At 61.6% G+C, this 22,478-nt stretch carries 26 protein-coding genes and 1 other RNA gene; 13 read left to right on the forward strand and 14 right to left on the reverse strand.

All coding sequences use genetic code 11. From position 1 onward, the window contains the following. The first annotated feature begins 113 nt into the window (after window positions 1-113). Entirely contained in the window at window positions 114-1,388 is a 1,275-nt protein-coding gene (locus PHS32_RS06070) for a hypothetical protein (RefSeq protein WP_301078007.1), read from the forward strand. Here PHS32_RS06070 and PHS32_RS06075 read toward each other — a convergent pair. Beyond that, a complete protein-coding gene (locus PHS32_RS06075) occupies window positions 1,343-2,236 on the reverse strand; it encodes a M14 family zinc carboxypeptidase (RefSeq protein WP_301078008.1) in 894 nt (297 codons plus the stop codon). The genes PHS32_RS06070 and PHS32_RS06075 overlap by 46 nt on opposite strands. 118 nt (window positions 2,237-2,354) lie before the next feature. On the opposite strand from PHS32_RS06075, the gene PHS32_RS06080 reads away from it, so the two are divergent. The 6 genes from PHS32_RS06080 (at window position 2,355) to PHS32_RS06105 (ending at window position 5,914) form a co-directional block, all read left to right on the forward strand. After that, on the forward strand, window positions 2,355-2,954 hold the full coding sequence (locus PHS32_RS06080) for a YcxB family protein (RefSeq protein WP_301078009.1): 600 nt from the start codon (window positions 2,355-2,357) through the stop codon (window positions 2,952-2,954). A 488-nt stretch (window positions 2,955-3,442) separates the two neighbouring features. Beyond that, window positions 3,443-3,877 (forward strand): TIGR02594 family protein, encoded by a 435-nt coding sequence (locus PHS32_RS06085; RefSeq protein WP_301078010.1) that lies wholly within the window; start codon window positions 3,443-3,445, stop codon window positions 3,875-3,877. 18 nt (window positions 3,878-3,895) lie between these two features. Beyond that, entirely contained in the window at window positions 3,896-4,492 is a 597-nt protein-coding gene (locus tag PHS32_RS06090) for a hypothetical protein (RefSeq protein WP_301078011.1), read from the forward strand. Between the two features lie 12 nt (window positions 4,493-4,504). After that, complete coding sequence (locus PHS32_RS06095) at window positions 4,505-5,116, forward strand: GyrI-like domain-containing protein (protein ID WP_301078012.1); 612 nt, start codon at window positions 4,505-4,507, stop codon at window positions 5,114-5,116. Between the two features lie 2 nt (window positions 5,117-5,118). Continuing rightward, entirely contained in the window at window positions 5,119-5,535 is a 417-nt protein-coding gene (locus PHS32_RS06100; protein ID WP_301078013.1) for a PaaI family thioesterase, read from the forward strand. Window positions 5,536-5,593: 58 nt separating this feature from the next. Beyond that, window positions 5,594-5,914, forward strand: a complete 321-nt coding sequence (locus tag PHS32_RS06105) for a hypothetical protein (RefSeq protein ID WP_301078014.1) — start codon at window positions 5,594-5,596, stop codon at window positions 5,912-5,914. Between the two features lie 310 nt (window positions 5,915-6,224). Here the strand turns inward: PHS32_RS06105 and rnpB are convergent. Beyond that, an RNA gene (gene rnpB, locus PHS32_RS06110) (RNase P RNA component class A) lies at window positions 6,225-6,566 on the reverse strand. A gap of 110 nt (window positions 6,567-6,676) precedes the next feature. On the opposite strand from rnpB, the gene cysK reads away from it, so the two are divergent. Together cysK and PHS32_RS06120 are read left to right on the forward strand one after the other, a co-directional pair. Beyond that, window positions 6,677-7,594: a cysteine synthase A gene (gene cysK / locus PHS32_RS06115; protein ID WP_301078015.1), complete on the forward strand. Its 918-nt coding sequence runs from the start codon at window positions 6,677-6,679 to the stop codon at window positions 7,592-7,594. Window positions 7,595-7,668: 74 nt separating this feature from the next. Next, window positions 7,669-9,366 (forward strand): NAD(P)/FAD-dependent oxidoreductase, encoded by a 1,698-nt coding sequence (locus PHS32_RS06120; protein WP_301078016.1) that lies wholly within the window; start codon window positions 7,669-7,671, stop codon window positions 9,364-9,366. Between the two features lie 4 nt (window positions 9,367-9,370). Here PHS32_RS06120 and PHS32_RS06125 read toward each other — a convergent pair whose 3' ends face one another. The 10 genes from PHS32_RS06125 to PHS32_RS06170 all read right to left on the reverse strand — a co-directional run bounded on the left by PHS32_RS06125 (window position 9,371) and on the right by PHS32_RS06170 (window position 17,939). Further along, window positions 9,371-10,255, reverse strand: coding sequence for a DMT family transporter (locus PHS32_RS06125; RefSeq protein WP_301078017.1), 885 nt, complete (start codon window positions 10,253-10,255; stop codon window positions 9,371-9,373). 27 nt (window positions 10,256-10,282) lie between these two features. Next, window positions 10,283-11,158 carry a protease HtpX gene (htpX, locus tag PHS32_RS06130; protein ID WP_301078018.1) on the reverse strand — a complete coding sequence of 292 codons (876 nt, stop codon included), beginning with the start codon at window positions 11,156-11,158 and terminating at the stop codon, window positions 10,283-10,285. A gap of 65 nt (window positions 11,159-11,223) precedes the next feature. Continuing rightward, a complete protein-coding gene (locus PHS32_RS06135; protein ID WP_301078019.1) occupies window positions 11,224-11,979 on the reverse strand; it encodes a DUF3025 domain-containing protein in 756 nt (251 codons plus the stop codon). Further along, window positions 11,964-12,995, reverse strand: a complete 1,032-nt coding sequence (pyrC, locus tag PHS32_RS06140) for a dihydroorotase (RefSeq protein ID WP_301078020.1) — start codon at window positions 12,993-12,995, stop codon at window positions 11,964-11,966. The genes PHS32_RS06135 and pyrC overlap by 16 nt, the downstream gene beginning before the upstream one ends. Continuing rightward, a complete protein-coding gene (locus PHS32_RS06145; protein WP_301078021.1) occupies window positions 12,992-14,179 on the reverse strand; it encodes an ATP-binding protein in 1,188 nt (395 codons plus the stop codon). Before PHS32_RS06145 ends, pyrC begins: the two co-directional genes overlap by 4 nt. Window positions 14,180-14,233: 54 nt before the next feature. Continuing rightward, window positions 14,234-15,250 carry an aldo/keto reductase gene (locus PHS32_RS06150; protein ID WP_301078022.1) on the reverse strand — a complete coding sequence of 339 codons (1,017 nt, stop codon included), beginning with the start codon at window positions 15,248-15,250 and terminating at the stop codon, window positions 14,234-14,236. Window positions 15,251-15,325: 75 nt separating this feature from the next. Further along, entirely contained in the window at window positions 15,326-16,174 is an 849-nt protein-coding gene (locus PHS32_RS06155; protein ID WP_301078023.1) for a crotonase/enoyl-CoA hydratase family protein, read from the reverse strand. Between the two features lie 86 nt (window positions 16,175-16,260). Next, on the reverse strand, window positions 16,261-17,103 hold the full coding sequence (locus PHS32_RS06160) for a prohibitin family protein (RefSeq protein WP_301078024.1): 843 nt from the start codon (window positions 17,101-17,103) through the stop codon (window positions 16,261-16,263). Between the two features lie 105 nt (window positions 17,104-17,208). Further along, window positions 17,209-17,544, reverse strand: coding sequence for a helix-turn-helix transcriptional regulator (locus tag PHS32_RS06165; RefSeq protein WP_301078025.1), 336 nt, complete (start codon window positions 17,542-17,544; stop codon window positions 17,209-17,211). A 32-nt stretch (window positions 17,545-17,576) separates the two neighbouring features. After that, window positions 17,577-17,939: a type II toxin-antitoxin system RelE/ParE family toxin gene (locus PHS32_RS06170; RefSeq protein ID WP_301078026.1), complete on the reverse strand. Its 363-nt coding sequence runs from the start codon at window positions 17,937-17,939 to the stop codon at window positions 17,577-17,579. Window positions 17,940-18,203: 264 nt separating this feature from the next. On the opposite strand from PHS32_RS06170, the gene PHS32_RS06175 reads away from it, so the two are divergent. The 3 genes from PHS32_RS06175 (at window position 18,204) to PHS32_RS06185 (ending at window position 19,260) form a co-directional block, all read left to right on the forward strand. Continuing rightward, a complete protein-coding gene (locus PHS32_RS06175) occupies window positions 18,204-18,566 on the forward strand; it encodes a MarR family transcriptional regulator (protein WP_301078027.1) in 363 nt (120 codons plus the stop codon). 65 nt (window positions 18,567-18,631) lie between these two features. Next, window positions 18,632-18,895, forward strand: coding sequence for a PbsX family transcriptional regulator (locus PHS32_RS06180; protein ID WP_301078028.1), 264 nt, complete (start codon window positions 18,632-18,634; stop codon window positions 18,893-18,895). A 38-nt stretch (window positions 18,896-18,933) separates the two neighbouring features. Beyond that, window positions 18,934-19,260, forward strand: coding sequence for a type II toxin-antitoxin system PemK/MazF family toxin (locus PHS32_RS06185; RefSeq protein WP_301078029.1), 327 nt, complete (start codon window positions 18,934-18,936; stop codon window positions 19,258-19,260). 210 nt (window positions 19,261-19,470) lie between these two features. Here the strand turns inward: PHS32_RS06185 and PHS32_RS06190 are convergent, their stop codons facing one another. After that, window positions 19,471-19,863 carry a hypothetical protein gene (locus PHS32_RS06190; RefSeq protein WP_301078031.1) on the reverse strand — a complete coding sequence of 131 codons (393 nt, stop codon included), beginning with the start codon at window positions 19,861-19,863 and terminating at the stop codon, window positions 19,471-19,473. 243 nt (window positions 19,864-20,106) lie between these two features. Next, window positions 20,107-22,002 carry an ABC transporter ATP-binding protein/permease gene (locus PHS32_RS06195; protein ID WP_301078032.1) on the reverse strand — a complete coding sequence of 632 codons (1,896 nt, stop codon included), beginning with the start codon at window positions 22,000-22,002 and terminating at the stop codon, window positions 20,107-20,109. 52 nt (window positions 22,003-22,054) lie between these two features. Here PHS32_RS06195 and PHS32_RS06200 point away from each other — a divergent pair, with 52 nt between their 5' ends. Continuing rightward, window positions 22,055-22,474: an acyl-CoA thioesterase gene (locus tag PHS32_RS06200; RefSeq protein WP_301078033.1), complete on the forward strand. Its 420-nt coding sequence runs from the start codon at window positions 22,055-22,057 to the stop codon at window positions 22,472-22,474. The last annotated feature ends 4 nt before the right edge of the window (window positions 22,475-22,478 follow it).

The raw sequence follows: 22,478 nt of genomic DNA on the forward strand, positions 1-22,478 counted from the left end.
CGCTGGCGCTATTTGCAAGCCCATGAGCGTTTCTAGACTTGAGTGCCCGGCTCTGGCCCAGCGGCCATCCGAAAAAATTCGATAATGAATCCAGTATTGATTTGGATCCATTTATGATTTTCCGTTCTTTCAAGTTGTTCTTCGCCGCGCTGATCGCCGCACTGCTGTTGGTCGCTTGCAATAGCGGCGATCCGGCTCCGGCGCCAAGCGGGCTGGCCGTCACCGCCGGTGAATCGTCGGTCACGGTGTCCTGGGATATGACTGACGGCGTTGAATACTGGCTGTTTTTTGGTCCCAGCAGCGCAGCCCCCAGCAGCACGACATCGATGCAAGGCTGGTTTGGCCTGCCGGGCGGCAACGTGGTGATCAAAGCCACCTCACCGTATGTCGTTTCCGGCCTGGTCAACGGCTTGAGCTATTCGTTTTCGGTCAACGGCAGAACCAATGGCGGGCCCGGCGGGCCAGGCGCCACGCCGGTTACCGCCACACCCCGGATTGCCGGCTCAAGTTGGAGCGCCGGCAGCGCCATCTCCGGCAGCGTTGGCTTGCGCGGCCTGACCTATGGTGCAACCACCGCCACCACGACCACCAACTCGGTGGCGAACTTTGTTGCGGCCGGCGCGGCCGGGGCCATCTACGCCAGCCTTGATGGCGTCACCTGGAACGCCATCAACTACGCCACCAGCAGCAACATCAATGGCGCCGCCTACTTTGGTACTTTCAAATTGGTGGGTGATGGTGGCCTGGTGCTGACCAGTTCGGATGCCGCCACTTGGACCGCGCAAACCAGCGGCACCAGCCAGAACCTGTACGCGATCGCCAGCAATTATTCGAATTTGAATGTTGCCGTGGGCGCCAACGGCACCATCATCACCAGCCCCGACGGCGTCACCTGGACGGCGGCAACCAGTTCGGCTACCAGCCGTGATTTGTATGCGGTGGCTTACACCAGCTACAACAGTGGCACCTGGGTCGCCGTCGGCGCCGGCGGCACCGTCGTGGAAAGCGCGGACGGCTTGACCTGGCATGGCGTCACGTCCGGCAGCACGGCCGACCTGCGCGGCGTTGCCTACACCACCAGCACCTCCACGGACGGCGTCGTAAGCTACACCTTCGTGGCGGTTGGTGCCTCCGGTACCGTGCTGAGCAGCACCGACGCCAGCACCTGGACGGCACAGGCCGTGAGCGGCGCCGGCGCCCTCAATGCCGTTGTCTATGGCACGCAGTTTGTGGCGGTTGGCGCCGCTGGCAAGATCTTCATCAGCACCGATGGCCTGAACTGGACGCTGACCCCAGCCGCCACCAGCCAGGATCTCTACGCCGTGGCACACGGCTCGCTGGATTACTCGGCAGTGGGTGCCGCCGGCACCAATTTACTGTCCAGATAGCCGCCCGACGCGGCGGCAACGTTCTTTGCCGCGGCTACCCGCGCGTTCATCCAGCGCAACAGATCGAGCCACATCTGGCGCATCTCGGCATCCCGCGGCGTGCGCGTTGCATTGGGCAGCTCGATCGTGACCACCGGCATGCCCTGGTGTGCGCCGCCATAATTGCCCAATGAACCGGGGAAGATGCCAACCTGGTGCAGATACAAGCTGCCCAGTCGGGACGGCGGCACCACCGGCCCGTCAAAGTCAAGCACGCCATAGGGCGCATGAATACTGACGATCAGTTGCGGCTGAAAATTGCGCATCTCGTCGTGCAGAAAGCGCGACTCCGGCTCCGACAAGGGTCGCGGACCGGGCCAGCGGCGCGGGTCCTTGCGCGTGCGCTTTTCCCAGTACAACTTGGCATCGCGCTCCCAATTGGGCGTCGAAAAGTTCCGGTTCAAATCCACACCATGGGCGTTGACGCGGCGCGGCGAGGGGTTGAACAGACCGTCCGGATTGAGCACCGGCACAAAACGCCAGTGCACCTGCTGCGCGCCGACCATGGGCAGTTGCGCCGCCAGCCTGATCCAGTGAAAAGCCACCGCCGCCGAAGACGGCTCATCACCATGGATGGCGCCGACCACCAGCACCCGCAGCGTGGCATGTTCCGGCTTGACATCGCTGACCCACAGCGTTCGCCCTTTCACGGATCTGGCCGCCGTCGGTTGCAGCTTGGCGGCCTCGCACAGCTCGCGTCGCAAATTCGGCAAGCGGGCCGCAAAATCGGCGCAAGGTGTGGCGGATTGGGCGCTATCAACAGTTAAAAACAGAGCCAGCAAAAAGGGCTTCAGGCAACGCGCAGGCATGAATCCGAGTTTAACTTCTGGCCCCACCCAATGACGGGTTCAAATATACCTGTCGCTCAATATTGAGATTGCCTTCACGCAACCCAGTTACGTTCCAACATCACTCGCCGCAGCCTCCATGTTTACCTTTCGCCATCCGCGCCCTGTCGGTAACCGAAAACCGGTTGCGGAGTTGTCAATGCAACAGGAGGCCAGGGCCATCGACGCGTCGCATGCCATATTGGTCGGAAAGTCGGATGTTCTGCCACCACCCGTAGTCGCCACCACTTCAAGCGTGCCGCAACAACTTACGCTGGAGTTCTCGGTTTCGTATCGACTTGCGGAGTACTTGAGCTTCGCCCGGGATCATGCGCCTCTGGTTACGCAGCGCGTTCTGGCCGCGAAAGGGAAACTTGTCCAAACACCTTCGCGGTTACAAGGCGTGGCACTGACACTCATCTGCACGGTCGCCTTCTTCTTCAAGAAGCGCCGCATGCCAATTTGCCGGTTTATCATCACCGAGGATGGCATCCATAGAAGCGCGGCTTCGCGCAATTTGTTCATTCCATGGACCGAAGTTCTGGAGGTTCATCGGTACTCTCAGGGATACTTCATTGAGATGCACCGCGGCGCCATGCCACTGCCGTTCAGGTGCCTCCGTGCCCAGCAAGTGTCGGCATTTGACGCTCTCGTTGCCAAGTGGCAAAAGGCCTCTTTGGCATCAACCTTCCCGAAATGATGACATGCCAAACCCGGTTCGGCATAGCGGGAGGATCAGGCTGGAGGGGCACTCAGCTCCGTGTCCCCCGCCCTGCGGGCTCCTCCTTTACCTGCGCTGAGCGCCCCTCCAGCCTGATCTTTCAAGCAAGGTTGGTGTGCAATCGGCGCAAACCACCGACGCTCGCCGCCGAGGACGCTGGGGTGGGTGGCGTAGCGTGGACTTGGGGTTTTGCCAAATTAAGGGGGAGGCCGAAGGCCGGAGGACATTCGCAGAGCTACCCACCGCAGCGCTCTCGACCCACACACGCCTGGGCTGTAGTTCTTGACTTGCGAAAGCAATCCGCATCAGCCACGCTCGGCTGAAACGGTGTCCTGAATTTCGGGATTTTCAATAGCCGATTCACCTTCAGTCATCAATAGCGTGCCAAGCAAATGAGACGTGAGGCGACGCCAGTTATAGTGTCGGCGCCGCATGACTTGTCGCAACTGATCAACGCTAAAACACTGATGACTCTCCCACCTTGGTTATCGATTGCCGCCGCAGAGACGGGTGTGCGCACCTTTGCGCCGGGCGCCAGCAACCCCAGAATCACCGAGTACCACGCCCACACCAACATCCGGGGCTATGACGACAAAGCCTCCTGGTGCTCCTCCTTTGTCAACTGGGCGCTGGCCCAAGCGGGCATTCAGGGCACCGGCTCGGCGCTGGCCCGCTCCTGGTTGGCCTGGGGCGAGCCTTTGAGCGAGCCGGTACCTGGCTGCATCGTGGTCCTGTCACGCGAAGATCCTGGCGGCTGGAAAGGTCATGTCGGCTTCTTCCTGCGCGCCGACGCCCAGTTGATCCATCTGTTGGGCGGCAATCAGCTGGAACAGGTGCGCGAGCACTTCTACCCCCTGTCATCGGTGCTGGGCTACCGTTGGCCGGCGCGCAACACACCCTGACGCTTGGGCAACCCCACCATGCCACTCACTCCAAGACGCTGCCTGAGCGCCCTCCTGCTGGGGGTCACGGCCGCCCTATCTTCGCCGGCACAGGCACTGGAGAACGACCTGGGCAACGCCGTGCAAAGCGTCGCCGGCATCTACAGCAGCATCTGGATTCATGAGATGGGCCACGCATTGACCTTCCATGCTTTGGGCGCCACCGACATTGAAATCAAGGTACCCCGCGAAGGCTGCCGGCTGTGCGGAGAAACGACTTCCAAGAGTCCGGCCGGCGGCTACCAACTCTGGCATGCACAGGCCATTGCCGGATCAGGCCTGCTGGCGGCCAACCTGGCCGGCGAACTGGTGATCCAGCGCCAGTCGCTGCACGGCTCAGCCTTCGCACAAAGCGTTCTGGGCAGCTCCTTGGTGTCCAACGCCATCCATGTCTACACCTATTACACCCGCTACGTCGGCGTCGACGGCTACCGGGGCAACGACATCGACGCCTTCGCGGCCAGTGGCGGCAACCCGCATCTTTTTTCGGCAGCGCTGCTGGCCTATACCGCCTGGTCGCTGCAGCGCATGCGGCAGAAGGAGATTCCGTTCTTCTATGTCAATCTTCGCTTTTAGCCAGGAAAATCCATGGAAAAGATCGACCTCAAAAAAGACCTGAAACAGTACCAAGCGTCTGCCAAGGAGGTGGTGCAGCTTGACGTACCGAGCTTCCAGTTCCTGATGGTCGACGGCCGGGGCGATCCGAACACCTCGCCAGAATATGCCCAGGCGGTGGAGGCCTTGTTTTCCGTCTCTTACACGGCCAAGTTCATGCTCAAGAAGGGGCCGCAGCAACTTGACTATGCCGTCATGCCGCTGGAAGGGCTTTGGTGGGCCGATGACATGTCCGCCTTCGTCACCGGCGACAAAGCCAAGTGGCAGTGGACCCTGCTGATCCTGCAGCCATCCTTCGTGACCCCTGAAACCATCCAGGTGGCCATTGTCGAAGTCCGCAGAAAGAAAAAATTGCCGGCCCTCGACAAGCTACGCCTGGAGGATTTCTCTGAAGGTCTTTGTGCTCAAGTGCTGCACGTCGGGCCGTTCGCGGAGGAAGGGCCAACCATCGAGCGCCTGCATCAATTCATCGATGAGCGCACCGGCCGCAGCGGCAAGCACCATGAAATCTACCTGAGCGACATACGGCGCGCCGACCCGAAGCGATGGAAAACCATCATTCGGCATCCCATGAAACGAGCTTGACCATGACAACGATTCAATGGTCGGTTACCGATCTGAACGCCGTGCTGGAGCGAACGCCGTTCCTGAAGTCGTACGGCTTCAACGTCCAGTCCTGCGCCCCTGGCGAGTGTGTGCTGCGGGTTCCCTTCAACTTGGCGCTCGAGCGGCCGGGCGGCATCGTCAGCGGCATGACACTGATGGGCGCCGCCGACGTCGCCATGTGGCTGGCCATCATGACGCAGCGGGGCACCGAGGAACAGTGGGTCACCTCGGACATGAAGACCGCCTTTCTGCGCAGCGCTCGCCAGGAGGATTTCTTGTGCACCGCCCGAATTCTCAAGCTGGGGAAACGCAGCGCCTATGGCAGCGCCGAATGCAACGGTGTTGCCTCAGGCTTGCTGGCGCACCATGTGCTCACCTATGTCAAAGTCGCAAGCTGAGCGCCCAATCCACCGCCTTGATCTGCCCCCACCAACCACACAACCGGAGTGAAACACCATGCACGACATCAAATGGACCCATTCTGAGCAGAAGACGGCACGGAAGGTGTTCGACGCAGCCCTGCAACGAGAGCTTGCGGCGATCCTGTCCAAGCTCAAGGAATTGGCGGCCAGCGCAAAGACGCCTCAAGACATGTGGGAAATCGAAAAATACCTCACTCAACAGCGACGTCAGATTGACTCGAAATACGACTTTCGGTATTCACAGTTGATTGAGGTGTTCGGCAGGCTGCTGCGTGAGAACTGGATCGAAGAAAAAGAACTGCAGGCTCTCTCACCAGAGAAACTCGCCTGGATTCAACACATCGCCACGCTGTGAACCAACTGTTCCGCCAGTCGGGCCGCATTCTGTAGCCAACCCTGGTCAAGCCTGTCTGATGCAGATTGCTTTCGCAAGTCAATAACTGAGGCCCAGGCGTGTGTGGGCCGAGGGCGCCGCAACGAGCGTCGGTGGTTTGCCCAGCTCGCATACCAGCCCAGCCTGAAAGATCAGGTTGGTGGGGCGCTCGGTGCAGGTAAAGGAGGAGCCCGCAGGGCGGGGGACACGGAGCTGAGTGCCCCTCCAGCCTGATCCACCAGGTACATGAGCGGAGTTTGGCACGTCATCCTTTCGGGAACGATCCATAAAAGTGTGAAGCCCACCGATAAGCCGGATTCTGTGCAACTGCCAACCCTTGCGGGCCGGCAGAAGTGACTGCCATTAATCTGGGCTGTTGGTCGCCCAACAGCTCGGTGCTACCTACCCGCACACTCCGGGGGCCCCGTCAACGTGTGCCTACTTGGTATTGCTGCGCGTAGAGATTGCCCGTTTCACCCGAACTTAATCGGCTCGTCTCTGTTGCTCTGATCCTCACCTTATACCTTGCGGCTTTCAGTGGACAGCCGTTAGCTGCTACGCTGCCCTATGCAGTCCGGACGTTCCTCCAGTGCCCTGTTTCCAGGATTGCACCAGCGGCAGTCTGGCGGGCTTCACCCCTCCATTATCGCGGCTATCCATAACCTTATATCGAAAACTGTCGATCAACTGGTCCAAAATCTGGCCTTCTTCGCCCCAACCCACCACCTGCCCAAGGAGTTCCTCATGAAAGCCGACAACATCCTGCAAACCATTGGCAACACGCCGCACGTGCGCATCAACCGCCTGTTCGGCAGTTCGCACAAGGTCTGGATCAAGTCCGAACGCAGCAATCCCGGCGGCTCCATCAAGGACCGCATTGCACTGTCCATGGTCGAGGCGGCCGAGAAAAGCGGCCAGCTCAAGCCCGGCGCCACCATCATCGAGCCGACCTCTGGTAACACCGGTGTCGGCCTGGCCATGGTGGCCGCGGTCAAGGGCTACAAACTGATTCTGGTGATGCCCGACAGCATGTCGGTGGAGCGCCGCCGCCTGATGCTGGCCTACGGCGCCACCTTCGACCTGACGCCGCGCGAAAAAGGCATAAAAGGCGCCATTGCCCGCGCCACGGAACTGGTGGCTGCCACACCCAATTCGTGGATGCCGCAGCAGTTCGAGAACCCGGCCAACATCGACGCCCATGTGCGCAGCACGGCGCTGGAAATTTTGGCCGATTTTCCGGATGGCATCGACGCCTTGATCACCGGCGTCGGCACCGGTGGTCACCTGACCGGTTGCGCCCAGGTCCTGAAAGCCAAATGGCCCAAGCTCAAGGTCTACGCGGTGGAGCCGGTGGCCTCTCCCGTGATCTCGGGCGGTGCGCCGGCGCCGCACTCGATCCAGGGCATTGGCGCCGGCTTTGTGCCGAAGAACCTGGACACCGCTTTGCTCGATGGCGTGATTCTGGTCGATGCCGAACCGGCACGCGAGATGGCGCGCCGCTGCGCCCGCGAGGAAGGCATTCTGGTGGGCATCTCCAGTGGTGCCACGCTGGCCGCGATTGCGCAAAAACTGCCCGATCTGCCGGCCGGTGCCACCGTGCTGGGCTTTAACTACGACACGGGGGAGCGATATTTGTCGATTGAAGGTTTCCTGCCGGCCTGAAACCGGGCCGGCAAGGCCAGACCGTAAAATTCGGTGCTTCTGCTTGATAAACACAAGCCCACCAGACACCGACCATGATCCGACTGACAGAGCTCAAGCTGGGGCTTGAGCACTCCGCCGAAGACCTCAACGCACTGATTCACAGCACACTGGCCGTAACGGCGGCCGACGTGGCGCAGTCCAGCATTTTCAAACGCAGTATTGATGCGCGCAAAGCCGAACTGCGGGTGGTCTACATCGTCGATGTGGAGCTAAGCCCGGGGCTGGAGGCCACGTTGCTGGCCAAGTTTTCCGGCAACCCGCATATCTTTGCCGCACCCGACCTGGCGTACCACCCGGTCGCTCAAGCCCCCATCAACTTCGGGCCGCGTCCGGTCGTGGTGGGCTTTGGTCCCTGCGGTATTTTTGCCGCCCTCATTCTGGCGCAAGCAGGCTTCAAGCCTATCGTGCTGGAGCGTGGCAAGACGGTGCGTGAACGCACCCAGGACACCTGGGGCCTGTGGCGCAAGCGCGAGCTCAACCCCGAATCGAACGTGCAATTCGGCGAGGGCGGCGCCGGCACTTTTTCCGACGGCAAGCTCTACAGCCAGATCAAGGACCCGCGGCACCTCGGGCGCAAGGTCATGAACGAGTTCGTCAAGGCCGGCGCGCCGCCCGAGATCCTGGTCGATGCGCACCCCCACATAGGCACCTTCAAATTGGTCAAAGTGGTGGAGAACCTGCGCCAGCAGATCATCGCACTGGGCGGCGAAATCCGCTTTCAGCAGCGCGTCACCGATGTGCTGATCGAAGGTGCTGCCGATGACCGCCAATTGCGTGGTTTGACGGTCTTGAACCAGGCGAGCGGTGAGTCCTATGAACTGCCTGCCGAGCAGGTGGTGCTGGCGCTGGGCCACAGTTCGCGCGACACCTTCGCCATGCTGTACCGGCGCGGTGTCGCGATGGAAGCCAAACCGTTCTCGATCGGCTTTCGCATCGAGCACCCGCAAAGCCTGATCGACCGCGCCCGCTGGGGCCGCCATGCCGGTCACCCCAAGCTGGGCGCGGCCGACTACAAACTGGTGCACCACGCCAGCAATGGCCGCTCCGTGTACAGCTTTTGCATGTGTCCCGGCGGCACCGTGGTGGCGGCGACCTCCGAGATCGGTCGCGTGGTGACCAACGGCATGAGCCAGTATTCGCGCAACGAGCGCAATGCCAACGCCGGCATCGTGGTGGGCATTGAGCCCAGCGACTACCCGAGCGACGCCGCCGCCTTCCATGCCACCCTGGGCGACCAGGTGCCAAGCCAATTGACGCCCGGCATGGCACAGCATCCGCTGGCCGGCATCGTGTTGCAGCGCCAGCTCGAATCGAATGCCTATGTGCTGGGCGGCGCCAACTACGACGCACCGGGGCAACTGCTGGGCGACTTCCTGGCGGGCCGGGCCTCGACCCAACTGGGCGAAGTGGAGCCCTCATACAAGCCGGGCGTCGAGCTGGTCGATCTGGGCAGCGCCCTGCCAGGCTACGCGATCGATGCGATCCGGCAGGCACTGCCCGCCTTTGGCCACAAGATCAAGGGTTTCGACCGGCCCGACGCGGTCCTCACCGGCGTGGAGACGCGCACCTCGTCACCGCTCAAAATGCCGCGCGGCGAGGATTTTCAGAGCAGCAACACGCGCGGACTCTATCCGGCCGGCGAAGGTGCCAGCTATGCCGGCGGTATCCTGTCGGCCGGGGTGGATGGCATCAAGGTGGCCGAGGCGCTGGCCAGGAATTTGCTGGGCTGAGCACTCACGCTGCCGTTGGCGTTGCCGGGCGCGTGGCGCCCCACAGGCCGGCCAGACAAAACACGATGCCGGCAGTCGACACCAGCGTCGGACGCCAGCCCTCCAGCAGCGCCGACAGTAGCAGCGCAATCACCGGAATGATCATGCCTATGAGCGCGGCGCGCCCGGGTCCCTGGCGCTGCGCCAGCTTGAAGTAAAGCAGGAAGGCCACCACCGAACCGAAGGCGCTGAGGTAGACCAGCGACAGCCAGTAACTGGGACGCGAGTCCAGATGAAATGGCACCCCGCTGACGGCGGCTATCAGCAGCAGCGTGGCCGCGCCATAGCCCATGCTCCAGGCCAACAGCGGAATCAGTGCGGTGCCGCCACGGGTCAGGCGCAGCGTCATCATGTTGCCGACCGAGGCACAGGTGACCGCCAGCAAACCGATGCCGACGGCGCCCAGCACCTCGGGGGCGGCACGGGTGGTCGCGATGTCGGGCCAGAAGATCAACACGATGCCCAGCACCCCCAGCGCTGCGGAGAACAGGAAGCGCCGGCTGATGGTCTGGCCAAAACACAGTGCGCCGCCGATGGCGTTGGTGAAAATCATCAGCGAAAACAACACCGCCATCAAACCCGAAGCGAGGTGTTTTTCGGCCTGGTAAGTGCTGATGTAGTTGAAGCCGTACTGCACCGCTCCGGTCGCCAACAGCCAGCCGTGCGCGCCCGGGCTGAACGCCAGCGACTCGCCGCGCCAGCGCGCAATGGCAAACAGCATCAGGCTGGCCAATCCAAAGCGCAGCGCCACCGAATGCAGCACCGCCACCTCGCCCAATTGGTACAGGATAGCGTGCCAGGTGGTGGCCCAGATCAGGGTCGGCACCCAGAACAGGAAACGGTCAGACACGCACGGTCCACCCAGTGCTGTGGCGCATCAAGTTGGCGCGTTTTGCAGCGCCGCGATGCGCTCTTCGATCGGCGGATGGGTGGCAAACAGTTGGCCGACGCCGCCGGCAATGCCGAACGCCGCCACGCTCTTGGGCAACTCTCCGGGCTGCATGCCGCCCAGGCGCGCCAAGGCGTTGATCATGGGTTGCCGGCGGCCCAGCAATTGGGCCGAACCGCCATCGGCGCGGAATTCGCGGTGCCGCGAGAACCAGGCCACCACCATGGAAGCGGCAAAACCGAGCACGATATCCAGCACGATGGTGGTGATCATGTAGCCGATGCCGGGCCCGCTGGAGCGCTCGTCGCCCTTGCGCAAAAAGCTGTCGACGGCGTAACCGATGACGCGGCTCAGGAACACCACAAAAGTATTCATCACGCCCTGGATCAGCGTCATGGTGACCATGTCGCCATTGGCCACGTGGGCGATTTCGTGGCCAATGACGGCCTCGATCTCTTCATGCGTCATGCCTTGCAGCAGCCCGGTGCTGACTGCCACCAGTGCCGAATTCTTGAAGGCGCCGGTGGCAAAAGCATTCGGATCGCCGTCAAAAATGCCTACTTCCGGCATGCCGATATGGGCCTTGTCGGCGAGTTTGCGCACCGTCTCCACAATCCAGGCTTCGTCGGCGTTTTGCGGCTGGTTGATGAGGCGCACGCCGGCCGTCCACTTGGCCATCGGCTTGCTGATCAAGAGCGAGATGATGGCGCCGCCAAAGCCCATGACCAGGGCAAAACCGAGCAACGAACCCAGGTTCAGCCCGTTGGCCGTCAGGTAGCGGTTGACGCCCAGCAAACTGGCCACGATGCCCAGCACTGTCACCACCAACACGTTGGTCAATACAAACAAAAGAATGCGTTTCATGGTGTCCTTTAAATACGCCCGAAAGAGGCTGCCAGCCCCGGATGGTAAGGGCTGGGCGACCGATTTCAAGGTCTGGGCGGTCGAAACACACTGGCGTCGGCGTAAAACGCCGGCTCTTCATTGGCCACCCACCAGCCGGGCACACCCAGTACCGGCAAGTGCGCAAACGGCTTGCGCGCCAGTATTTCGGCACTCAGGTCCGAGGCCATCCAGTCATCCAGATCGGCCAGCGATGGGCCGCTCGGCTGTGCCCGGTAGACATGGGCCGTGATGGCTTTTCGGGGCGCCACCAGTTTCTCCAGCAAGGCGTGGCCGAACAACAGCAAATGCGCCTCTTGCCACAAGGGACGCAGATCGACGAACAAGGCGTGCCAGTCCTTGGCGGCCAGCGCCTGCCACAGCGCATCGGGCGCTTGCAGCCAGGCGGCGTTCTCGTCAAACAGTGTCAAGGCGTCACGCGCCGGACCACGCACCGGCTGGATGCCGGTCTGTGCAATCTGTGCCCGGTGCAACTGATTGAGCCGCTGCTTGGTCAGGGGGAAGCGCAGCCAGGCCAGGCCATTGAAGAAATCGTGCAAACCGTCGCGCGTCGGCACACAGCCGGTATCGAAGATGTACTGCTCGTAGGCCACCCCATCGGGCAGCTCGCCTTGTGGCACAAAACGCACCGGAAAATGGGGCCTGTCCAGCGCCGCCTGATTCAGCGCTGCCGGCTGCGACTGACCGGCCGCCACGCGTTGCACCACGGCCTGGCCGACTGCGCGCCAGGGCGCCAGCCAGGGCGCGGTCCAGTCGATCTCCTGGATCAGGCCAAGCGCCACGGCATGGTCTCGCCGGCGCGCAGGGGCTTGAGCTGCGCCTCGCCAAAGGCAAAACTCTGGGGCACCGTCCAGGCTTCGCGCTTGAGGGTGACATGGCCGGTGTTGCGCGGCAGGCCATAAAAATCGGCGCCGTTGAAACTGGCAAAAGCCTCCAGCTGGTCCAGCGCACCGGCCGCATCGAACGCTTCGGCGTACATCTCCAGGGCGGCATGCGCCGTGTAGCAACCGGCGCAACCGCTGGCGTTTTCTTTCAAGTGCGCCGGGTGCGGCGCGCTGTCACTGCCCAGGAAGAACTTGGCGGAACCGCTGGTGGCAGCAGCCACCAAAGCCAGGCGGTGGGTCTCGCGCTTCAAGACCGGCAGACAGTAGTAATGCGGCCGGATGCCGCCCGTGAAAATGGCGTTGCGGTTGTACAGCAGATGGTGCGCCGTGATGCTGGCCGCGGTGAAGCGGTCCGACTGCTGCACGTATTGCACGGCCTCCAGCGTGGTGATGTGCTCGAAGACGATTTTCAGCTCCGGAAAATCACGCCGCAAGGGAATCAACTGGGTCTCGATGAAGACCGCTTCGCGGTCGAACAGATCGACCTCGGGCGCCGTCACCTCACCGTGCACCAGCAGCAACAAACCGGCGCGCTGCATCGCCTCCAGCGTTTTGTAGGTCTTACGCAAATCAGTCACGCCGGCGTCGCTGTTGGTGGTGGCGCCTGCGGGATAGAGCTTGACGGCCACCACGCCGGCGTCGCGGGCACGTTGGATTTCATCCGGCGGCAAATTGTCAGTGAGGTACAGCGTCATCAAGGGCTCGAACTGCCGGCCCTGCGGCACGGCGGCCTGGATGCGCGCCTTGTAGGCCAAGGCAGCGGCAGTGCTGGTGACCGGCGGCCGCAGATTGGGCATGATGATGGCACGGCCGAACTGGGCCGCGCTATGCGGCACCACCCAGCGCAAGGCAGCGTCATCGCGCACATGCAAGTGCCAGTCGTCGGGTCGGGTCAGGGTAATGGTTTGCGTCATCCCGCTATTGTCCCCACTACTTGAGCTCCCAGCGTGTGCCAGGCCCGGACTTGCACATTTTTGACTGAATAACTGTCTTGCCCTCCATACACCAGCACCGGGTCGGCGGCAGCCGCGCCGGCATAGCGTTGCCAACGCTGACAGGCATGCACCCAGTCGGACGCAAAGGTGGCCCCCGACTTGATCTCCACGGCATGCAGTTTGCCCGCGTGTTCAAACAGCAAATCGACTTCCGTGCCATGGTTATCGCGCCAAAAGTAGATATCGGCCGGCAAGCCTTGATTCCATCGGTGTTTAAGGGTCTCGCTCACCACCCACGACTCAAAAATGGGACCGCGCAAGGCGTGGATGGCCAGGGTTTCGGAGCTGTCGACGCGCAACAGATGGCACAGCAAGCCGGTATCCAGAAAATACAGCTTGGGCATCTTGACCAATCGCTTGCCAAAGTTCTGGTGGTAGGGCTGCAACAGGTACACCACGTAGCTGGCTTCCAGGACGGTCAGCCAGCTGCGCGCTGTGGTGTGGCTAATGCCGCAGTCTGCCGCCAAGGCAGACAGGTTCAGCAACTGGCCCGTGCGTGCTGCACACATCAACACAAAACGCTGAAACAAGGACAGATTCGAAACTTCGAGCACCTGCCGGACATCGCGCTCAACGTAGGTCGCCGCATAGGCGCTCAACCACTGGGCCGGCCGATCAAGTTGCCGCCGCCGGTCATACAAGGCCGGGTAACCACCCAGCCATATGGTCTGCTCCAGTGTTTTGGGGTTCAAGCCGGCGGCTGCTAGCTCACCCAGCGAGAGTGGCAGCAACTGCACCAAGCCGACCCGTCCGGCCAGTGACTGGGTGATACTCCCCAGCAAACCAAACTGCTGCGAGCCTGTGATGACAAACTCTCCCATCCGGGCACGCTGGTCGACCACACCTTGCAGATAAGAAAAAATCTCCGGACAACGCTGCACTTCGTCGAGCACTGCGCCATTCGGCAAGAGTGCGAAAAACTGCCGCGGGTCGGCCATGACCCGCTGGCGAATTTCAAGATCTTCAAGGGAAAAATAGGGTTTGTCAGGGAACGCCTGGCGCGCCAGTGTTGTTTTGCCGGATTGACGCGGACCGGTCAAGGCCACAACCGGGAAACCCTTGGCCATCTGCCCAAGCAACCGCGAAGCCTGACGGTGAATCATTTGTACAATTTCACTTTCTAAAACTCAAATTGTACAGATTGAGCGCGATCCAGATCAAGCCGGCAAATTCCCGCGCAACCGGCCATCGAGCGGGTAGGCCGGGTCGGTATAGCCGGGGGTGGACGGGTGGCCCGGCTTGACCAGGCTGTCCACCAGCGCCTCGTCCTCCAGGGTGAACACATAGTCCAGCGCCGGCCGGTAGTCTTGCCATTGCGCCAGCGTGCGCGGTCCGGCAATCACCGAGCTGACCACCGGGTTGGCCAGCACCCAGGCGGTGGCGAACTGCGCCAGGCTGATGCCCTTGGCCTTGGCATGGTGCTTGAGCTGCTGCGCAATATGCAGCGACTCTTCGCGGAACTCGGTCTCGGCCATGCGCTGGTCGGCGCGGCCGGCGCGGCTGGCGGGGTCGGGCGTCTGGCCCGGCTGGTACTTGCCGGTGAGCACGCCGCGCGCGATCGGGCTGTAAGGCGTGACGCCAATGCCATAGTGCGCGCAGGCCGGCAGCACCTCGACCTCGGGCATGCGGTTGAGCAGGTTGTAGTAAGGCTGGCACACCACCGGCGCCGGCATGCCAAGCTGCCCGACCAGCCTCATCATTTCGGCAATGCGCCAGCCGCGGAAGTTGGAGATGCCCCAGTAGCGGATCTGGCCGGCGCGCAGCATGGCATCGAGCGCCCGTAAAGGCTCTTCCAGGTTCATGCCGTTGTAGTCGCGGTGCAGGTACAGGATGTCCAGGTAATCGGTTTGCAGGCGCGCCAGCGAAGCCGCCACCTCGCGCAGCATCCAGCTGCGCGAGTATTGGCCCTCGTTGACCCGCTCCGACATCTTGTTGCCCAGCTTGCTGGCCAGCACCCAGTCCTGGCGCTGGCCCTTGAGCAACTCGCCGACCATGGTCTCGGCGCCGCCCTTGGAATAGACGTCGGCGGTGTCGATGTAGTTCACGCCATGGGCGTGGGCGTCGGCCACGATGGCGGCAGCCTCCTCGCGACCGGTCTGGTCACCGAACATCATGGTGCCCAGGCAGAGGGCGGAGACTTGCAGTTGGCTGTTGCCGAGAGAGCGGTATTGCATGGAAATCTTCAGAGTGGAGGGGGAAAACTTGCAGTCTATGCCAAAGCCGACCGGGAACAGGTCAGGCTTGCTCTTTCAGCGCGACACATGAGGCGCGATCGGCGCGCCAGAATCGCGCTCTTCGACCGCCTGCTTGAAGCCCACCGCCTCGGCGCGCTGCTTGAACCACTGGCCTTCGGGCGAATGGCGCGCCGCGCCGTCGAACAGGGTGGCGAACATTTGCGTGGTCGTCAGGCCCATGTTGTCGAACGCCGAATTGATCATCAGCTTGCTCATCATGAGCTGGTTGCGCGGCACGCTGGAAATGCGCTGCGCCAGACGCTCGACGTAAACGTCTAGCTCAGCCTCCGGCACCGCATCCAGCACCAACCCCATGTCCTTGGCCTGCATGCCGGTCACCAGATCGCCGGTAAACAGCATGCGCTTGGCGCGCTCGGCACCCAGGCGATAGACCCACATCGCCGGCGTCGGTATGCCCCAGACCCGCGCCGGCGGATAGCCGATCTTGGCGTCCTCGGCCATCACCACCATGTCGCAGCACAAGGCAATGTCGCTGCCGCCGGCCACGGCATGGCCATGGACCCTCGCGATGGTGGGTTTGTAAGAGCGCCACAGCGACATGAACTTCTGCGTGTTGCCGTACATCAGCTCGAAGTCGATCATGCTGTCCCAAGGCATTTCCTGCTGGCCCGGGTTGGCGCCGGGCGTCTGGGCATAGTGCTTGAGGTCGTAGCCGGCGCAGAAAGCGCGCCCGGCACCGGTCAGGACGATGACGTGCACGCCCTTGTCCTTGTTGGCCAGCGCCACCGCCTCGGCGATCTCGGTGGGCATCTGGTCGTCGATCGCGTTCAGCCGCTCCGGGCGGTTCAGCGTGATGGTGGCGACGCGGCCCTCGACAGCGTACGCAATACTTTTGAAAGACATGGTGCCTCCTGAAGGTGTTGGTAATTGTTGCATAGCGGACCCGCTTGAGGCGTCCGCGCCACACCGACCACACCCGGTGCGCCGACTTACTTGCTGGAATGGTCGACGTTGATAAACGGCGTGGCGCCGCCGGTCACGCTGGGCAGCTTGCCATCCCATTTGGCAATCGCGGCACGTTCATTTTCGATGCGCCGCAGCGACAACAACTCGGGCGTGATCTGCATCCGCTGCACCGCCAGCGCTTCAGCCTCGGCCTTGGCGCCCACCACTTTTTGCTGCGCTTCCACCTGCAGGCGCTGCAAGTCGCGCTCGGCCTGCTGCTTTTGCTGTTCCGCCTTCACCTTGTTTTCAATGGCATCGGAAAAGCTCTTGGAAAACGCAAAGTTGATCAAATTGAATTCGTCCAGCACCAGGCCGTGGCGCACCATCTTTTGTTTCAGCAGCGCGGCAATCTGATCCCGCACCACCGTGCGCTGGGTGATCAATTCTTCCGCGGTGAAAAGAGCCGTGACGGCCTTGACCGACTCATGGGTCGCAGGAATGATGATGCGCGCGGCCAGGATGTCGGTCGACGGCCCCACATTCTTGAACGCCTCCACGGCAAACGCCGGGTCGAGGTGGTAGTTGATGGCCACTTTGGTGTGCACCGTCTGCAGATCCTTGGACGCCGCATCGCCGTCCCCTTCGCCGTTCTGGATCTGCACATTCATCAGGTTCATGGACTGGGCGATGGGCCAGCGGAAATGCAAACCGGGCTCATACAACGCATCGCGCGCCGAGCCAAATGTCGTCATCACGCCCCGGCTACCGGCGGGCACGATCGCCACCGGCGCCAGCAGCGCGATCACCACGCACGCCCCCACGAAGAACGTGATTTTCTTGGCCCAACCACCGTCCCGCACACCAGCCAATTGATCGATGAACGCCATGAAACACCTCCCTTTATAGTCCGTAATAATGAAACGGCGGCCATCCGACTGGCCTGCCGTGGCCGCAGTATCGCAGTTTGGGTTCGATCAAAGCGGTTTGGACTCTCAGGCAAACACCACATTCACCCGGCCCGCCACGCCAGCCACGGCACGGCGGCGGGCGGGTTTGACCACGATGTCGATATCGCGCCCGAGCCGGGCCAGACATTCAAGCATCTTGGCCTCGCTGATGCCCCTGAATTGACCGCGCAGCAACATGGACACCTTGGGCTGGGGCATGGCCAGCAGCTCGGCGGCTTGTTGCTGGGTCAGGTTTTGGCGCTTGATGATGTCGCCAATTTTGCTGGCCAGTTTGGCCTTGACCAGCATCTCTTGCGCGTCGGCCATGCCCAGGTCGGCGTAGACGTTGCCGCTGCCTTGTTCAAGGGTGATGGTGCTCATGGGGAAACTCCTGCAAATAGGTGGGTTGATCTTCACTGCCCGGCGTGCGCCAAAGCGGCCTTGAGTCGGTCACGGACCAAGTCCATATCCGGCTTGGGGGTCGCAATGCCGGAGGTGGATTTCTTCTGAAAGCAGTGCAGCACATACACAACTCCGGCAATCTTCACGGTGTACACCGCCCGGTAGGTGCTGCCCGCCTCGCTTTCCACCACCTCCAGCACACCCGCCGAGCCAAAGCCCTTCAATGGCTTGGCCTGAACATGCTTGCCACCGGTCTGCGCCAGGTAAAGGGCATAACCGAAGGTATCTTGCACTTCGTCGGGCATGGCCTGAAGGTCTTTCCTGGAAGAGCCCATCCATAGCAACGGTTTGGGCGTGTCGTGGACCAGGGACATGAGGAATTATACCTATGTGGGTCTAAATATGTGCCAAACCGAAGTGACGTAGTCCGATGGACACCGCGTGCACCCAGTGCCGGTCATAGTCGGGTAACTGAAGGTTTCCATTATTGAGAGGTTAGTATTGCATTTTAACCATGCATTGCTAAAATGCAATATAAATGAATGCCAAGCCGATTGCCAGCGCCCAAGAAGTGCGAGACGATGAACTGGCAACTTCTGGACGACTTCCAGCATGACGTCGAAACCTGGAGGTGAAGCATGAAAGCCATCATTGAGATCGCCCCGCGTGGCTCGGTATTCAAGGCCGCGCGCAAACAAGTCAAGGCCGCCGAGGCCAGTGCACCGTTCGGCGCCGACCACCACCTGAGTTTCGAGTCAGCCCGCACCCTGTTCTCGGAACTCACGCCGGCCCGCATCGACCTGCTGGAGGCGCTGCGCCAGTGCGGCCCCTGCTCGGTCTATGCACTGGCCAAAACCGTGGCGCGCAACTACTCCAACGTGCACACCGACGTGGGCAAACTGGAAGAGCATGGCCTGGTCCGGCGTACACCGGAAGATGCCGTGTTTGTGCCGTTTGAGTCGGTGGAGATTCACCTGGATTTGTTCAAAAAAGCAGTTTGAGAGTGGCACATGCCATCGACACGTATAAAGGTTTATACTTGTATTAACAAAGCAAGGGATCGGTCATGATTGCAACCGTAACGACAGAGCAAACAATCCAGGCCTGGGGCAATGGCCTTGGGGTGCGTATTACTGCGCCAGTCGCCAAAGCGGCACGCTTTGCGCGCGGCCTGCCTATCAAGGTGGAGGTGGTTGAAGGCGGCGTTTTTCTTCGGGCCGTGGGCAAGCCCCAGTTAACGCTGGCACAGAAGCTCAAAGCTTTTGACCCGGCGATCCATGGCGGCGAAGTGATGGCAACGGGTCGCATCGGCGCCGAGGTGTTCGAATGAAAACGCCAGGAAAATTGTGGGTGCCGGATCGGCGCGACATGATCTGGATTGATTTCAGTCCCCAGGTCGGCGGCGAAATGAAAGACGAGCACCCCATGATGGTGCTGTCGCCGAAAGCTTTTAACGAGCGGACAAACCTTGTCATTGGGCTGCCGATGACGCACGCTCAATCAAACGACAGCAACCCCTTTGCGGTCAAGTTCGTGACGCCCAAAGGCGAGGTTTGCTACGTGCTGGCACATCAACCCAAATCATTTGCCTGGCGCGCCCGAGGTGCCCGCCCGCATCCCTGGAAACAAGTGCCGCCCACAGTATTCGAGTCGGCGTGTGAAGAACTGAACGGGATCATTTCCATCGGTGTTTGAAACATCAGGCACCGCCCAAGTCGGGAAGTCACGCAACCTTCCTCCGACCAACCCACGCGCGCTTGAAAACCGGGAACAAGGTCGCGCCAAACCCAACAGCCAAAGGCGCTGCTGGTCCCGCTGGTGGCGAGGTTTCCGGACACGGTGCAAAGGCTTGAGGCGGTTTGAACCAGTGCGCCGACGTGGCCCAAGATTAGTCACAGCATCGACTCAGCCCATCTTGAATATGAAATGGCTCGGCTTTTCAGTACGCCCGACATGACTTGCCACAGCAAGACGACCGCAATATGTGAAGTCCGTGTGATGCCGCTCACGATGAAATAGATGAATTTCATCTCCGGTCGATGCGGCATTGAGCATTCGATCTTCGCCAAAATGATCGGTCGGACCTTCCCATTCGAGTTTGCCACCAGTGAGGCGATCGGCGTATTGCTCAGCGGAAGATTGTTTTTCTTCTGTAACGAAGAGAACTATTTTGTTGTCGTCTCGTGGGGTGACTACACCGCGAGCAATGGCGTGAAAACTGGTGTAGCCCCATAGCTCAGCTAATGCTTGGCGCGAATAGGTGGCACCTTTTGTGATCTTGGCGAATGAGACGGGCATGATGATCCTTTAGTTCAACTCAATATATGGAGGCACGGGCGAGTCTCCCTAGCGTTTCGATTGTCGCCCTAACAACCAGCAACACCGCATACATGATCCCAGAACGCCACCCGCAGAGATTGGGGTATGGTCCCCCGCCGATTTGTGCGCATTTGGCAGTATGAGGCGGGGGGCCATGCCCCAATCTCCGCCACCACGATCATTCGCCGCCACGCACTTTACCGCTAAAGGCAAGCGGTCGAATCACTCCGCACTCTGCTGCAGCGCCCACATCTCCGCATACCTGCCACCCGCCGCCAGCAGTTCCGCGTGCGAGCCGCGCTCGATGATGCGCCCGGCCTCCATCACCAGGATTTCATGCGCGTCGACCACTGTCGAGAGGCGGTGCGCGATCACCAGGGTGGTCTTGTTTTGCGCCACGCTTTGCAGCTCGGCCTGGATGGCGCGCTCGTTGGCGCTGTCGAGCGCCGAGGTGGCTTCGTCGAAGATCAATATCGACGGGTTCTTCAGCAGGGTGCGGGCGATCGCCACGCGCTGCTTTTCGCCACCCGAAAGTTTCAGCCCACGCTCCCCCACCATGGTGTCGTAGCCTTTCGGTGTGGCGCTGATGAAGCTGTGGATGTGGGCGGCGCGCGCCGCCTCCTCCACCTGCTCGCGGGTGGCGCCGGGCTGGCCGTAGGCGATGTTGTATTCCACCGTGTCGTTGAACAGCACGGTATCTTGCGGCACGATGCCGATGGCCTGGCGCACGCTGGCTTGCGTGACCTGCTTGATGTCCTGCCCGGCGATCAGGATCTGGCCGCCCTGCACGTCGTAAAAGCGGAACAGCAGCCGCGCCAGCGTCGACTTGCCGGAACCCGACGGGCCGACGACGGCCACCGTCTTGCCGGCCGGTATCTCGAAGCTGACGTCGCGCAGAATGGGCCGCGCCGGGTCATAGGCAAAGTTGACGTTTTTGAAACTCACACTGGCGCCACCCTGGCCCATGGGGGTGGATTGCGGATCAAGTCCGCAATGACACACTTCAAGTCCGCAATGACAAACTTGATCAAGCGCCAACGGCAGCGCGCCCGGCACATCGGCGATCTCGCGCTCGCGCTCCATCAGGGTGAACATCTTGTCCAGGTCGGTCAGGCTCTGCTTGATCTCGCGGTACAGCACGCCCAGAAAGCCCAGCGGTATGTAGAGCTGGATCATGAAGGCGTTGACCATCACCAGGTCGCCCAGCGTCATGTGGCCGTCCACCACGCCTTGCGTGGCGCGCCACAGCATGGCCACCAGGCCGCTGGCGATGATCAGTTGCTGGCCGGTGTTGAGCAGGCTCAAGGTGCTCTGGCTCTTGACGGCGGCACGCCGGTAGCGCTCCAGGTTCTCGTCGTAGCGGCGCGCTTCGAACTCTTCGTTGTTGAAGTACTTGACGGTCTCGTAATTGAGCAGCGAATCGATGGCCCGGCTGTGCGCCTTGGAGTCCAGCTCGTTCATCTCCTTGCGGAACTTGGTGCGCCACTCGGTCACGGTCACCGTGAAGGCAATGTAGAAGACCAGCGCGACCAGGGTGATGCCGGCAAACCAGACGTCGAACTTGACGGCCAGGTAAGTCAGCACCATGGCCACTTCGATCAGCGTCGGAAAGATGCTGTACAGCGAATACGAGATCAGCGAATTGACGGCCCGCGTGCCGCGCTCTATGTCGCGCGTCAGGCCGCCGGTCTGGCGCTCCAGGTGGAAGCGCAGGCTCAGGGCATGCAGGTGGCGGAACACCTGCAGCGAGATGGTGCGCGACGCACCTTCCGTGGCCTTGGCAAAAATCAGTTCGCGCAACTCGGCAAACAAGGTGGTGGAGAGGCGCAGCAAGCCATAGCCGAACAGCAAGGCCACCGGCACCACCAGCAGGGCACGGGCATCGATGCCGCCCTTGGGGTTCATGGTGTCGACCAGTTGCTTGAGCAGCAGGGGCACGCCGACATTGGCCAGCTTGGCGCCCACCATGAAGGCCAGCGCCGCCATGACGCGCCACTTGTACTGCCATAGGTAGGGAAACAGGCGGCGCAGCGTGGCCCAGTCGGAGCGGGTGGCAGCGGGGGCGGACGCAGTGGCGGCGCCGTCACGGGAGCGGTTGTGTTCGCCAGAGCGGCGCATGGGGGACAATCCTACAAAATAGTTGCTATCTAGCTAACCTAGGATTGTGCCCATGTCTACAAACACAAGTCCGCCGGGCGTCAAGTTGCCCACCGATGAGGAACTGGTGCTCAAGGTGATTCCGATGCCCGCCGACTCCAACGCCAATGGCGACATCTTCGGCGGCTGGGTCATGGCGCAGGTCGATCTGGCCGGCTCGGTGATCCCGGCGCGCTACACCCAGGGCCGCATGGCGACGGTGGCGGTCAATGAATTCATCTTCAAGCAGCCGGTGCGGGTCGGCGACATCCTGACTTTTTTCTCCAAGCTGGTGCGCATCGGGCGCACCTCGATCACGGTCAAGGTCGAGGTCTACGCCGAGCGTTTCTCGGCGCAAGGGCAGTACGTCAAGGTGACCGAGGCCTCACTGACCTACGTCGCCATCGACGATCAAGGCCGCCCGCGCCCCATACCGGCCCAGACACCGCGATAATAGC

Origin of the sequence: Rhodoferax sp., from assembly GCF_028714215.1 — a bacterium.
Taxonomy (GTDB): domain Bacteria; phylum Pseudomonadota; class Gammaproteobacteria; order Burkholderiales; family Burkholderiaceae_C; genus Rhodoferax.